We start from the raw sequence: 14133 nt of genomic DNA on the forward strand, positions 1-14133 counted from the left end.
GAAGATTCCATTTAACAATTTAAAAAAAGTGAAAACCCCGGTGAGAATTCACCAGGGTTTTCTTGACTAAGTTGTTTTTCAACAACGTGAAAAGCATTTGCTCCAAGGAGCAAATGCTTTTGGGCCATCCAACCACTGCCACTTTAATATTCAATACAAAACAGAAAGCTACATTTATTGTAACATATCTCATTATTGATACAAGAAAAAATTTCTTGCATTGGATATATTATCTTAGAAAATTTCGACAAAATTATCTCTTTCTTGACCAAACAAAAAGCCGCAGAAAAAGGTCTCTTTTTCTGCGGCTTTTTTCACTTGCGGACTCACTTCCAATGATTAAAAAACTGGACAGCCGTCCGAATAGCTTCCTTGCTTCCCCCTGATTCTTTCACGTGTTCCATCATCACGGCTAACACGAAGTCAGGGTTTTGCTGATCATAAACGACGAACAGGCCGTTCTCTTCCCCTTCGGCTTCTTTCCCCGCCTTCAGTTCAGCGGTGCCTGTTTTTCCGGCCAATGTTCTTCCTGGAATGTTCGCTTCCTGCGCCGTGCCTTCCTGTACAACTGAACGCAGATGCTTCTTCAGCAGATCGGCATTCTCTTGAGAGACAAGGCCTGTTTTCCAAGCTTTAGGTGCTGTATCCGCATAAAGCTGAGGTGTCATCATGGTGCCATTATTAATGACACCTCCATAAGCGGAGGCAAGATGGACCATGCTTGTCAGCACTTCCCCTTGGCCGTAGCCTGTATCACTTAAAAGCACTTCTTTATCTAGCTGTCCGCTGTTCGATATTTGAGATTGGCGGACGGGGTAAGCAAACGGCAGCTTTTCACCGAAGCCGAATGCCTGTAAGCCAGCCTCCATCTTATCCGCTCCCATTTCTAAAGCGGTTTGGGCAAAATAAATGTTGTCGGAATGAACGAACGCCTCTCTTAAATTCACTGGCTGGCCAATATCGGAGACGCGCGTCACATAGTAGTCGCCCCACGATTCATCCTTTTGCCAATGAAGACCCGTAATTGGACGTTCCTTAGCTGGATCCAGTGTGCCGGCAGTCAAACCGATGGCTGTAGTGATCAGCTTCATCGTAGACCCCGGTGAATAAGCAGCGGAGAAGCGGTTAAACAACGGCTTGTCTGGATCTTCTTCCAGTTCCTTATACCGGCTGCTGGAGATGCCTTGCGTAAACTCATTCGGGTCAAAACCTGGTGAGCTGACGAGCGCCATCACTTCTCCTGTTGTCGGGTGAACAGCTGCCGCCGTGCCCGGCTTTCCTTCCATTTGATCGTACAACGTTTTCTGCATCTCGGCATCAATGGCCAGCTTGATATCCTTGCCATTCTTAGCCTTTGTTTCTGCAACAGTGACCGTTTCCCCATTCTCTTTTTCAATGTAGATACGCTTGCCATCTCTTGAACGCAAGTCTTCCTCAAGCACCTCTTCCAGCCCCCGCTTGCCTATTTCATCCTGGGCCGTGTACCCCTTGGCCTTCATCTTTTCTAATTCTTCTCCGTTAATCGGACCGATATAGCCCGTCAAGTGACCGAGCGCCTCTTTGTAAGGATAATGGCGAGTGGTCATCTCCTGGGTTTGTACCCCTTCAATCTGCTTCAGCTGATCTAAGATTTCTTTGTTATCCCCCGCTACCGTGCCCAGCGGGACAAAATTCCCGGGCTGTACCCACGATTGCTGAAGCTTCTCATCAATGGCTTCGGTGGTAATATTAAGCAGCTGAGCGAGCTTTTCCTTCACTTCTGCCTGTCCGTCTACTACACCTGCTTCGACTCCAACTGTAAAGCCAGGCTTATTTACCGCCAATGGTTTTCCATTGCGATCAAAGATCTGGCCTCTCTTCGCTTCCTCTGTTGTCGTTATCCGGACCTTGTCACCCTGAGCCATGTCAGGAAGAATATAAGATGGGTTCCAGTTGACGAACCACTCCTCTTGTCCATCGACCTCTTCCTTCACGAGCGAGAGGTCCTTCTCAAAGGACACTGGACCGGCAAGTGTATTCATGCTTACTTGAATCGGTATGGCTTCCTTTGATCCCCCTTCTTCTAGAAGAGTGACTTTCAATTTATCTACTTGCAAATCCCTGTAAATCGCCTGATAGCGATTGATGTAATCTTCTTCTTTTACGGTTTCCTTTACAGAAGGAGCAACATAGTTTGTATACATCTCTGAGAAATTCTGTTCATTCCACAGCTTGATATACTCCTTTGCGCGTTCTTCTGAAGCATCTGATTGACTGCAGGCAGTCATTATGATCAGGAACATGAGCCAGCCGGTTACCCGTAACAATCTCGGCATATTTCCCCTCTCTCCCTCCTATTTCACACTTCTTCGCCTTATTATAACAAAAAGTACCTGAGTCTTAAGCACCAGACGACATTTTTTTCGCATGAGAGACATAGCTATGCAAAATCATGCCAATCACGATAAGCAGCATGCCTGTGATAGAAACGGGGGCGGGAAGCGGAGCGGAAAGCAGCACCATTTCGCCTGCAACGGCAAACAGCACCTCCATCGACTGAGTAGCTTCCACCGCTCCGAGCTTCTGCATATCTCCTCTGACAAGATCTGTAGCTGCAAAGAATAACACGGTCGCAAATACGCCCGAGAATAAAGCGACAAGCCCCGATTGAATCACCTGATTTTGACTCGGCCAACCGTCTGTATATAAGGCTGCACCTGAGAGAAGCAGCCAAAATGGCAGGCTGGCAATCGTCATACCAAGCACACGCTGATATGCATCTAATCGCTCTGAGCACACATCCATCATCTTGCGATTGCCGAGCGGATAAGCAAAGGAGGCAAGAATAATAGGAAGAATGGAAAACAGGGCTGCTTGCCATGAAAGCTCACGCGCATGCTCGATTTGCATCAGTGCGACTCCCGCAAGAATAATCATGGACATAGCGAGCCCTCTGTATGGAATTTCTCCCCTCACCTGCATCGGTCCATGGGCTGTGTGAACCGTACGATAAAAAAGCGGTGCGAGCAGCGAGCCGGAGATAATCGTGATCTGCCATGTGCTGGCAATCAGCCATCCCGGACCATACGCGGCCGCTAGACAAAGCGGTGCATAGAACAGCCCAAAGCCGACGAAGCTCCAAACGAGCCAAGCAGCCGGGTTTTTCTTCATTTCTCCCAACATCTGGCCGAGCCCTTTCCGCCCGGCTACAAGTAAGACTAACAGCGGAATCATAAACAAATAGCGTAAGGAAGCACTCCACATCCAGCTGCCGCCTTCTATCTCCATCATACGGTTTAACACAAATGTGGCCGCAAAGAAAAACGCGGCCAGTACCCCTAATATAATTGGCCTCACCCTACAATCCCCCTCATGAACACTCTCTCTTTTCTTCCACTATAAGGTAATACCTGTTTCAGCCGCAATAAGAAGTTGTCTGCTTTATCGCTTTAAAGGAATGGGGGTCAGACCCCCACCGCTTTAAAGCGGTGAAGGTCTGACCTGTTAAATGTCGTTTAGCCGTTGGATGAGCGGGAAGAGAATAGTAGAAGAGAATATACATGCTATGTCGAAGGAGGAGATCGAATGAATTGCTATAGTGTGGCACCAAATAAAGATGCATCCCGCTGGATTGTGAAGCTGGAGGATGTAGCCCCGGAGAATTCTTACCCGACGAAGAGCGGAGCCATTGAGGCTGCAGAGGAGCTGGCTAAAGAGAACAGCCCGAGCAAGCTGGAGATTCTAAACGAGGAGCATCAAGTCATCGAAGAACGAACCTATTGATTCTTATAGACGAACGAAGCGGATGGAACCGTGAATAAAGCAGATTCCATCCGCTTCTTTTTTATGCGCTTTACCGGATTTGGCAATGATGCTTGTACGCATACAGCCGAAGCAGCTGCTCAACCGTTTGCCTGGTTTGCCGGCTGGCCACATCCTCCCGCATCGCCTCTTCCTGTGGATAGCAGTCCATCTGAATCGAAAACAAGCCGACAAAGTACGGATGGAGCGCCTCCAGCTGTTCTCCAAGCCGGCCAGCTACAGCAAGAACTGGCTTGTCATGCTTCTTCGCAAGCCGCGCCACTCCAACCGGGACCTTCCCCAGCAGGCTTTGCCCATCCAAGCTTCCTTCGCCGGTCAGAATAAGATCTGCGCGCTTCATGTGCTGCTCAATACCTGTCAGCTCCATCACTAAATCAATCCCTGACACAAGCTGGCCGCCAAGGGCAGATACAATCGCTCCGCCGAGACCACCAGCCGCTCCGCTTCCCTTTGTCTTCTGCACATCGACACCGTAAGCCGTGCTAAACAAGCGGGACAGCTGTTTCAGTGCCTGATCCAGCAGAAGAACCTCCTGTTTACTCGCTCCTTTTTGCGGGGCAAACACATAAGCCGCCCCTTCCTCTCCATAAAAGGGATTCATAACATCACACATCGCCAGAAAACGTGTCTCACGCACGGCAGGATGCACCTCTTGGTCTGAAAAAGATGCCACCTGAAGCAGCGGGTTGCCCGAAGAGTCCAGCTCCTGGCCTTCTTGATCATATAGCTTCCAGCCGAGCGCCTGCAGCATACTAAGCCCCCCGTCATTAGTGGCACTGCCTCCAAGCGAGATGATCACCTGGCGGAACCCTGCCTCCAGCGCCGCCCGGATTTGCTCGCCAAGCCCGTATGTATTTGCGTTCATCGGGGAGCGTTCTTGTTCAGATAGCAAGGTTAACCCGCTGCTTTGCGCGCATTCAACCAAAGCAGCCGGCTTTCCTTCATGCTCCATCACAAGATAAGACGCCTCAACCGGGCGCATAAGCGGATCTGCGACCGTTACTGTCCGTCTATCACCAAGCGTGGACAGCGCTGCGATCGTTCCTTCCCCGCCATCAGCCATTGGCACGATTTGTATATCCGCCTGGGGTACCGCGTTCCGGACACCGTCAGCCATCGCCCGGGCAGCCTCTTCTGCCGAAAGCGATCCCTTAAATGAATCAGGCGCAATTAATATATTCATATATAACTCCCTTTCTTCATCAAAAAAAGCCGGCTAACGAGTAATAGCCAGCTCCTTACAGACCAAATCGTTTTAGCCGTTTATAAAACGTACTTCTCGGTACTTCTAATAATTTCGCCGCTTGTGTGACATTTCCTTTCGTCTTCCGCAAAGCCTCGATCATTAAATCCTTTTGAATTTTCTCCCGTATGTTCATCTCCGGCAGCTTTTGCTCTTCCTTCTTCTCTGTATCTGATAGAGGGTGATCGCCAAACAGAGGATCTAACACATGGAGATCCTTCAGTGCCAGCTGCGGTGAAGCGATCCGCAGCCGCTCCAGTACATTAAAGAGCTCGCGAATATTTCCGGGCCAGTCATATTCACAGAACCGTTCCATGTACGCATCTGGCACATCAACAGGCCACTGATGCTTGCGAGCATAGTGACGCACCAAATGCGGGATATCTTCCTTTCTCTCTCGAAGCGGCGGCACACAAATCGGATATACATGAAGTCGATAATACAAGTCTTTGCGAAAGGTTCCTTCTGCTACGAGCTGCTCCAGGTTCCGATGAGTAGCTGTAACGACTCGAATATCCAGCTCGATCTCCTTCACTCCTCCTACTCGGGTCACCTTGCGCTCCTGCAGCACACGAAGAAGCTTCACTTGCATATCTAGCGACAGTTCACCAATCTCATCCAAAAAGATCGTGCCCCCATTCGCCTGCTCGAACTTTCCTTGATGGCCGTTTCTTTTCGCTCCTGTAAATGCCCCTTCTGCATAACCGAACAGCTCGCTTTCGACTAAATCAGCTGGCAGGGCTCCGCAGTTGATAGCGATAAAGGGGCCGTTCCGCCGAGCACTGTTCGCATGAATGGCCTGGGCAATAACTTCTTTGCCCGTACCTGTCTCCCCTAAAATACACACACTTACCTCAGTTGGAGCGACCTTCTGTACATCCTCAAGCGTCTGCTGGAAGGACAGGCTTGTCCCTTGTTCTCCTTCAAAGATGAAAGGCGGCTCTGCTTTACGGTGACAAGGATCAGATACAGCTTTCTCCTCTAAATGCAAGCAGCTGCCGATCACCTGCTGTTGATCATCGGACAGGATGGCTGACTCTCCCTTCAAGCAAAAGCCTTCCCTCAGCAGCTCCTCTTTCTTCTTTCCTTTATAATCTGGAAAGCAGTCTCGCAAGGCGGGGCTCACAGCGACGATGTGGTAGTGATCATCACACACAGCAACCAGCCTTCCTCTCTCCAGTAAAGATTCACATTTATTGATCAGCTTCATTTCTCTTTGATAGGCTTGCGCAGCCAGCTCACTTTCAATCTCGTGAGCCACCGATGCCACCATGCCAAACATAAAGGGGTGGGCGCGATCCACCGAGCAGGAAACATCGATGACGCCGAGCAGCCGGCCATCAGGGGAGTGCACAGGCGCAGCCGCGCAGCTCCAGCCGTGAGAGGCAAGCGAATAGTGCTCCAGGCCGCTCACCATAATGGCTTCCTCCGTCCTCAATGCCGTTCCGATTGCGTTCGTCCCTACTTCTTCCTCCCGCCAGCGGACACCTTCCTTAAAATTGATTCTCCTCGCCTCATGGACGACTCTCTTATTGCCTGTCATCGACAATACATAGCCTGAAGGATCAATCAATAGCACGACCGCTTCGAGTTCCTTCATCATCGGCTCTATTCTTTGCAGCACGGGCGTCGCCGCCTGCAGAAACACATCATTCTTTTGCTTCTGCTTTTGAAGCCGGTCACCTGTCAGAAACTGCTCGCCCCTTTGCAAATACGGGTTCACCTTCTGATGCCTGCAGCGGTTCCATGATTCGGCGATACGTTTGTTCAAGCGGGACGCGTCTAAGGTTCCTTCATGTATAAAACGCTTCCATGTACTTAAATAGCAGACGGATTGCATGAAATAGCCCCCTTACTTATTAATCGTACATCCGAAAAGCTAGTTCATATGTAGGCTTGAAATGCTTCTGTCTTGTGAGAGTAATAGAATAGGTGAAACGTGGCCATTGGAGAAAGAATGGAGAACGACTACATGTCTCATTATAAAATACATAGAATATTCTTTCAATTATAAAGATAAACATACAAAAAACCTCCACAAATGTGGAGGTATCAAACTGTAAACAGGTTAAATGGAAATCGAACGTCTAGTGTCTTTTTATTTTGCCTATAAACGAGGAGTGTTGATTGTGTAACCATCGCCATTTTTTCAAACTGGACTATTGCGGCTGTCCTCCTGTGTCTCCTCTATACGTGCACAGCCTCTCCAACTGTGTTCAAGAGCGCCTCATGAATCGCTTCTGACAGCGTTGGATGGGCAGCGATGAAGTGCTCCATGCTTTCAGCTGTCATCTCTCCTTGGAGCATGACGGTTCCTTGGCCGATCAGCTCTGTTGCATGAGCCCCTACAATCGATACACCAACAATTTCATTATATTGCGGCTCGACCAGCACCTTTACCTTGCCGGCTGTTTGACCGGCAATCAGCGATTTGCCATTCGCCTGGAACGGAAATTCCCCGACTCGTACATCACCGTATGTTTCCCTCGCCTGCTGCTCGGTTAATCCGACGCTGGCAATTTCAGGAGAGGTATAAATGCAGCGTGGAACCGCATGGTAATTGACTTCCATAGATTCCCCGCATGCATTCAGGGCAGCCACTGTTCCTTCATGAAAAGCGACGTGAGCCAGCTGGATGCCGCCGATGATGTCCCCGCATGCGTAAATATGCGGCACGCTTGTTTCCATTCGTTCATTTACGTCGATGCCGTGTGAGGAATAAGCGACACCGGCGTTTTCCAGATGCAATGTGCTCACACGCGGCTTGCGCCCAACCGCTACAAGCACTTTATCGGCCCGCACTTCCTTGATTCCGGCTTTCGTTTCAATCACAGCAGTTTGGCTTAAGGAACGCAGCTCCTTCACAGAGGCAGAAGTGTAAATGTCGACTCCGTCCTCCGCCAGCTTACCCTCTAGCACAGCGGCCACATCTGCATCTTCCCCCGGCAGCAGCTGATCAGCCATTTCCACGATCGTTATCCGGGCCCCCATCCGGCTGTATACACTAGCAAACTCACAGCCGATAACACCTCCGCCAATAATAAGCAGCTCGGATGGAAGAGAAGCAAGCGACATAGCTTGCCCGCTATGTATAACCCATTCCCCGTCAAACGGTGCAAACGGCAGCGCGGCTGGCTCTGACCCTGCGGCAATGATCACTTTATCGGCCCGGATGGTTTCCGTGCCGCTCTCTGTATCGACCGCCAGCTGGTGGTCATTGATAAATCGAGCCTTGCCATTCACCACAGTGATTTGATTTTTAGACATTAAATACTGAACACCTTGAACGAGAGTCTGCACAATTTGCTGCTTGCGATACTGTACCCCGCTCCAGTCTATCTCTGCTTCACCTGCCGGAAGACGAACACCGAACAATCCTGCATTCTTTACTCTCTCAAATGTCTCGGCGCTCTCTAGCAGGGCCTTCGTCGGAATGCAGCCTTCATTTAAACAAACGCCCCCGATGGATTTCTCTTCAATTAAGGTCACCTGCCGGCCTTGACGGGCGGCTGTAATCGCCGCCACGTATCCGGCAGGGCCGCCGCCAATAATTGCGATGGCCGTCATTCTCTTCACCTTCCTTCTACAGCAGCATAGTAAATGGCTCTTCCAGCAATTGCTTGATCGTTTTCAGGAACGCAGCCGCAGGTGCTCCGTCCAATACACGATGATCGAATGTCAGGCTTAATGGCAGCATGCTTCTCTTCTCGACCTCTTCCCCTCTGAACACCGGCGTATCTACAGCAGCGCCCACACCGAGAATACCTGCTTCCGGCGGATTCAAGATCGGTGTAAAGTGTTCGATGCCATAGGCACCCAGGTTCGTAATAGTGAAGGTGGAGCCGCTCATCTCATCCTGGTTCAGCTCACCTTGACGTGCCCGCTTCGCTGACTCCTTGATTTTCTTAGCCAGCTGAGCCAGCGATTCATTTTGCGCATTTCGAATGACCGGCACGACCAGCCCATTATCAAGCGCTACCGCCATACCGAGGTGAACGGAATCAAACTGATGAATTTCCCCCTCTATGTAGGCGCTGTTCATCTGTGGATGCTTCTGCAGGGCCAATACGGCCGCGCGGGAAATGAAATCATTAATAGATAGTTTCGTATCAAAGTGTGCTTGAGCTGTTTCCGCCAGCTGCTTTTGCAGGTTAAATACCTCTGTCACGTCGACCTTCATATTCATTGTCAACTGAGCGCTCTCCTGTAGACTTGCCTTCATGCGGTCGGCAATCACCTTGCGCATGCCCGCCACCTTTTCTCTGCGTGCGTCCGGCTCGGCCCGAGCTGCCTGCTGCACAGCTGGTGCCGGTTGTACCTTTGCCTCCTTTTGAGCACTAGGAGCTGCATTGGCGGCAATTGCCCGTTCCACGTCCGCTTTCACGATTCTTCCGCCTGGTCCTGTTCCTTGCAGCTGCTTATAATCAATGCCTGCTGCCTCCGCTTTTTTGCGGGCAACTGGCGAGATTTTCACACGATTTTTGCTTTTTGCATAAGCCGTGAAAGACACCGGCTTTTCCTCTGCCTTCTCTGCTACTAATGTAGCAGCCGTTTCTTTCTCTGCCTGTGGCTGATCCGCGTCACCCGCCGGCGAGGAAACTTTTTCTCCCGGCTGGCCGATATAGCCGATCACTGTGCCAGGAGGGACACCTTGTCCCTCAGCTACAGTGATTTCAAGCAGGCTGCCGTCTGCCGGTGCTTCCAGCTCCATTTCGATTTTCTCCGAATTAATGCTGGCGATTAAATCGCCCTTTTCAATCTTGTCTCCGACCTTTTTATTCCAAGTGGAAACTGTGCCTTCTTTCATGGCCATTCCCAGCTTGGGCATGATCACTTCTACAGCCATCGCTTCTCTCCCTTTCTTTATTTTTATTAAGCGTACGCGCCGACGGAAGGAGTTTCTCCTATCATTTCATTAACTGCCTCGATCACCTTCTCCGGCGTCGGAAGGTAAATATCTTCTAAAGGAGGGGAGAACGGCACAGGTGTATGAGGTGCCGTCACACGCTTGATCGGCGCATCAAGAAAATCAAAGCCTTTGTCTGCTACAAGTGCAGCGATATCAGTCGCTACGTTGCAGCGCGGATTAGCCTCATCCACAATGACAAGACGGTTCGTCTTCTCTACCGAAGCAAGCAGGGTATTCTCATCGAGCGGCGACAGGCTGCGCGGGTCAACTACTTCTGCTTCAATGCCCTGGCTCGCCAGCTTCTCAGCTGCTTCTAAAGCTGTATTCACCTGCTTGCCGATACCGATAATGGTGACGTCTGAGCCTTCTCTCTTAATGTCCGCTTTGCCAAGAGGAATCGTATAATATTCTTCCGGCACTTCACCTGTCACGTTATAAAGCGTCTTGTCTTCAAAGAAGATCACAGGATCATTGTCTTCAATCGCCGCCAGCAGCAAGCCTTTCGCATCATACGGTGTAGAAGGCACGACCACTTTCAGGCCTGGTACACTTGTAAAGAGCGCGTACAAGCTTTGGGAGTGCTGAGCCGCTGCCCGGAAGCCTGCCCCATGCATCGTACGAACAGTGACCGGCACTTGCGCTTTTCCACCGAACATATAACGGAACTTAGCCCCTTGGTTTAATACTTCATCCAGACAGCTGCCGATGAAATCATTGAACATTAATTCAGCGATCGGACGAAGGCCTGTGGAAGCAGCCGCCATCGCCGCGCCCATATAGCCGGCCTCGGCAATCGGTGTATCCAAAATACGGTCACGGCCGAATTCCTGCACTAACCCCTTTGTTACGCCAAGCACGCCGCCCCAGGCATCTTCATCCTGCAAGTGGTCAACCTCGGCGCCGCCAGCCACATCTTCTCCCATTAAAATGACGTTTTCATCTTTTCTCATTGCCAACTTCATTGCTTCATTGATCGCATCTGCCATGCTTATGATTCTTGCCATGTTTCTCTCCCCTTTTTTTAGAAGTTAATAAGATACATATACGTCTTTTAACAGCTCGGATGCTTCTGGATATGGGCTTTCCTCACTGAATTTCACTGAGTGCTCAACCGCTTTCTCCACGGATTCCTCTAGAGCCGTCAGCTCGTTCTCCGGCAGAATTTGCTGGCTCAATAAATGCTTCTTAAATTGAATAATTGCATCCTTCTCTGTCTTATGTTCTTTCTTCTCTTCGTCCTTCTTATATGTTTGGGCGTCACCTTCGAAGTGTCCATAGTTACGGTAAGTTACGCACTCAATCAGCGTTGGGCCTTCTCCGCGGCGGGCACGCTGGACTGCCTCTTCAGCTGCCTGATACACAGCTAGCACGTCTTTGCCATCTACACGGATGCCAGGGATGTTATACCCCTTCGCGCGGTCAACGATTTGCTCACAGCTGGACGCGTAGCTGAACGGTGTTGCTTCCCCATAACCGTTGTTTTCCGCTACGAAAACGACCGGCAGCTTCCAGATAGCAGCCAGGTTGATCCCTTCATGGAACGTACCGTGGTTATTCGCACCGTCTCCGAAGAAGCAGACGCTTACATTGTCCGTCTTTTTATACTTCGCTGTTAAAGCCGCTCCGCAAGCAAGCGGAAACCCGCCGCCGACAATCCCATTTGCTCCAAGCATGCCTTTATCAAGGTCAGCAATATGCATGGAACCGCCTTTTCCTTTGCATAGGCCGGTTACTTTCCCGTAGATCTCAGCCATCATGCCATCAAGGTCACAGCCTTTGGCAATACAGTGCCCATGCCCCCGGTGCGTACTTGTAATGGAATCCTTTTCATTTAAATGAGCACATACACCGACAGCTACCGCCTCTTCACCAGCATATAAATGAACGAACCCAGGCAAAATGCCCTGTGCAAACAGCTCGTGTACTTTGTCTTCAAACTTGCGGATCTCCAGCATCTTTTGGTACATCCAGCGGGCTTTATCCTGCGTTAACCTTACCTCATTATTCTGTAACACTTCCATGGTTCACAGCCTCCTATCATTTTGAATCTCACCCTATTTATTGCAAAGTCCGTGCCAATATGAAAAACGGCTTTCTGACAGGATTGTGGTTCATAGATCGATAGAATAAAAGAGACAAAGAGGAACAGCTGTCTCACTTTGTCTCTTTTTGTGTCTAATTGCTCCCTCAATGGGGACACGAAAAAACCAGGCCCTCGAAAGGACCTGGTTAACGAATGAAAGCAAGTTATTACACACCCTTGGCACGAGTCTTTGCATCTTCACGTGCTGTTTTCAGGAAAAAGGCCATGAACAGGCCGAGCGCTGCCATAATCGTCGCTACGAGAAAGGACATATTCACCCCATGAATGGCGCCTTCCACTCCCTCTTCCGGTATCGCCTGGTTAGTCATGATGGACACGAGCAAGGCCGTTCCGACCGCACCCGCTACCTGTCTCATCGTATTGTTCATGGCGGTTCCGTGCGGCAGTAAATGCGTCGGCAGCTGATTCAGCCCTGCTGTAGTGGATGGCATCATTACCATGGCCACGCCCAGCATCCGAACCGCATTCACCGTTGCTAAATACGCAAAGGTCGTAGCAGGTGTCAGATTCGTGAACATGAACGTGGTCACCGTAACAATCGCCAAGCCGCTAATGACGAGCCACTTAGCGCCGAACTTATCGAATATACGGCCGGTAATCGGGTTCATTAACCCCATGACAACTGCACCCGGCAGCAGCATCAGACCTGACTCCAAGGCAGTGAACCCAAGCATATTCTGCATAAAGATCGGCAGAATCACCGCTCCGCCAATCATGGCAATAAAGACCACCATGCCAAGAGCGGTTGTCAGCGTAAAGGTTTTGTTTTGGAAAATCCTAAATTCCAAAATCGGCTTCTCCAGCTTCAACTGTCTCAGAATGAACCAGACAAGCGTAAGCGATCCGACCGCAAAAGCAATGAGCACTTCCCAATGCAGCCATCCGCCGCTTCCTGCTACGCTGAATCCATACAATAGGCCGCCAAAGCCTAACGTAGAAAGAGCGATGGACAGAACATCCACCTTCGGAAACGTCTGCTTCGTGACGTTCCGCAGAATAAGGTAGGCTAAAAGAACATCTATAATAGCGATTGGCAGGATGATATAGAACAAGCTTCTCCACGAGAAGTGCTCCACCAGCCACCCCGATAATGTCGGGCCAATCGCCGGGGCAAAGGCAATCACCATGCCGAATAAGCCCATCGCCGCTCCTCTCTTTTCAATCGGGTAAATGAGGAAGAGAATGGTCTGCATCAGCGGCATAATAATCCCCGCCCCTGCTGCCTGAAGCACCCTTCCAATCATGAGGAAGGCAAAGCCCGGTGCCAGCGCGCAGACAAGTGTGCCCAGCGCAAAAACTCCCATCGCAAAAAGAAATAACCGCCTCGTCGTAAATCGCTCGATCAAAAAAGCGGTAATGGGTATCATAATTCCGTTTACAAGCATGAAAATAGACTGCAGCCACTGAACGGTGTTGGCGTCTAAATGCAGATCACTCATAATGTGAGGAAACGCCGTCGCTAACAGTGTCTGGTTTAAAATTGCCACGAATGCGCCCGAAATCAGCACAATCAATAATGGCACTCGTTTAATTTCTCCTGGCTGCGAGTTTCCCTTAGCCATGTTTCCCCTTCTTTCCTTTGCCGTATTAGTAATCATAGATTATAACACACCGGTTAAATAAGAAGAAGGGAGACGAGTTGCAGTCGGATATCCCTAGTATTTTATATATAAAAAAAGCTTCGAATGAAAGAAGCTCCAGCTCGTAAATAAAAGAAAAGTCGATCGCTGTCCCCATTTCATGGACCAAATGGCTCTGGGGCACCAGCTAATCTAAAGCAATCATCTCTATTTGGTCTCGCTGAATGGAATGATGTTTTAAAAATATTGTCGTCACCTTAGATCTGTTTTCTATTATTTTAAAACAAGGCTGACTGTACGGCTATATGAACTTGATTACTCTTGTTGATTGGAATGGAAGACGCGCAGACTCCTGCGGGATCAGCGGGACAGGTGAGACCCCGCAAAGCGTAGCTTGAGGAGGCTCACCGCCCGCCCCGCGGAAAGCGAAGCGTCTGGAATGGAAACGGGCAGTCCACATTTACGGGTAAAATAAAAAGACTGTAGACGCTCGATC

At 49.9% G+C, this 14133-nt stretch carries 10 protein-coding genes; 1 reads left to right on the plus strand and 9 read right to left on the minus strand.

From position 1 onward, the window contains the following. Positions 1–326 precede the first annotated feature (326 nt). Complete coding sequence (locus QY97_RS09720; protein WP_039238518.1) at positions 327–2315, minus strand: penicillin-binding transpeptidase domain-containing protein; 1989 nt, start codon at positions 2313–2315, stop codon at positions 327–329. Positions 2316–2379: 64 nt separating this feature from the next. Continuing rightward, complete coding sequence (locus QY97_RS09725) at positions 2380–3336, minus strand: DMT family transporter (RefSeq protein ID WP_039238520.1); 957 nt, start codon at positions 3334–3336, stop codon at positions 2380–2382. Positions 3337–3564: 228 nt separating this feature from the next. Here QY97_RS09725 and QY97_RS09730 point away from each other — a divergent pair, with 228 nt between their 5' ends. Then, positions 3565–3762 carry a DUF2188 domain-containing protein gene (locus QY97_RS09730; protein ID WP_039238521.1) on the plus strand — a complete coding sequence of 66 codons (198 nt, stop codon included), beginning with the start codon at positions 3565–3567 and terminating at the stop codon, positions 3760–3762. Between the two features lie 70 nt (positions 3763–3832). Here QY97_RS09730 and QY97_RS09735 read toward each other — a convergent pair whose 3' ends face one another. From QY97_RS09735 to QY97_RS09765, 7 genes are all read right to left on the minus strand, one after another. Further along, the gene (locus tag QY97_RS09735; protein ID WP_039238522.1) at positions 3833–4984 is read right to left on the minus strand and encodes a glycerate kinase family protein; all 1152 of its coding nucleotides are present in this window, start codon (positions 4982–4984) and stop codon (positions 3833–3835) included. A gap of 55 nt (positions 4985–5039) precedes the next feature. Then, a complete protein-coding gene (locus QY97_RS09740) occupies positions 5040–6884 on the minus strand; it encodes a sigma-54-dependent Fis family transcriptional regulator (RefSeq protein WP_039238523.1) in 1845 nt (614 codons plus the stop codon). A 347-nt stretch (positions 6885–7231) separates the two neighbouring features. Then, positions 7232–8611, minus strand: coding sequence for a dihydrolipoyl dehydrogenase (gene lpdA / locus QY97_RS09745; protein WP_039238525.1), 1380 nt, complete (start codon positions 8609–8611; stop codon positions 7232–7234). Positions 8612–8627: 16 nt separating this feature from the next. Next, positions 8628–9890, minus strand: coding sequence for a dihydrolipoamide acetyltransferase family protein (locus tag QY97_RS09750; protein WP_039238528.1), 1263 nt, complete (start codon positions 9888–9890; stop codon positions 8628–8630). Positions 9891–9916: 26 nt separating this feature from the next. Beyond that, positions 9917–10957 carry an alpha-ketoacid dehydrogenase subunit beta gene (locus QY97_RS09755; protein WP_039238530.1) on the minus strand — a complete coding sequence of 347 codons (1041 nt, stop codon included), beginning with the start codon at positions 10955–10957 and terminating at the stop codon, positions 9917–9919. Between the two features lie 24 nt (positions 10958–10981). After that, a complete protein-coding gene (locus QY97_RS09760) occupies positions 10982–11974 on the minus strand; it encodes a thiamine pyrophosphate-dependent dehydrogenase E1 component subunit alpha (protein ID WP_039238532.1) in 993 nt (330 codons plus the stop codon). Positions 11975–12203: 229 nt separating this feature from the next. Beyond that, positions 12204–13619, minus strand: coding sequence for an MDR family MFS transporter (locus tag QY97_RS09765; protein ID WP_039238534.1), 1416 nt, complete (start codon positions 13617–13619; stop codon positions 12204–12206). Positions 13620–14133 lie beyond the last annotated feature (514 nt).

Origin of the sequence: Bacillus thermotolerans, from assembly GCF_000812025.2 — a bacterium.
GTDB lineage: Bacteria > Bacillota > Bacilli > Bacillales > Domibacillaceae > Quasibacillus > Quasibacillus thermotolerans.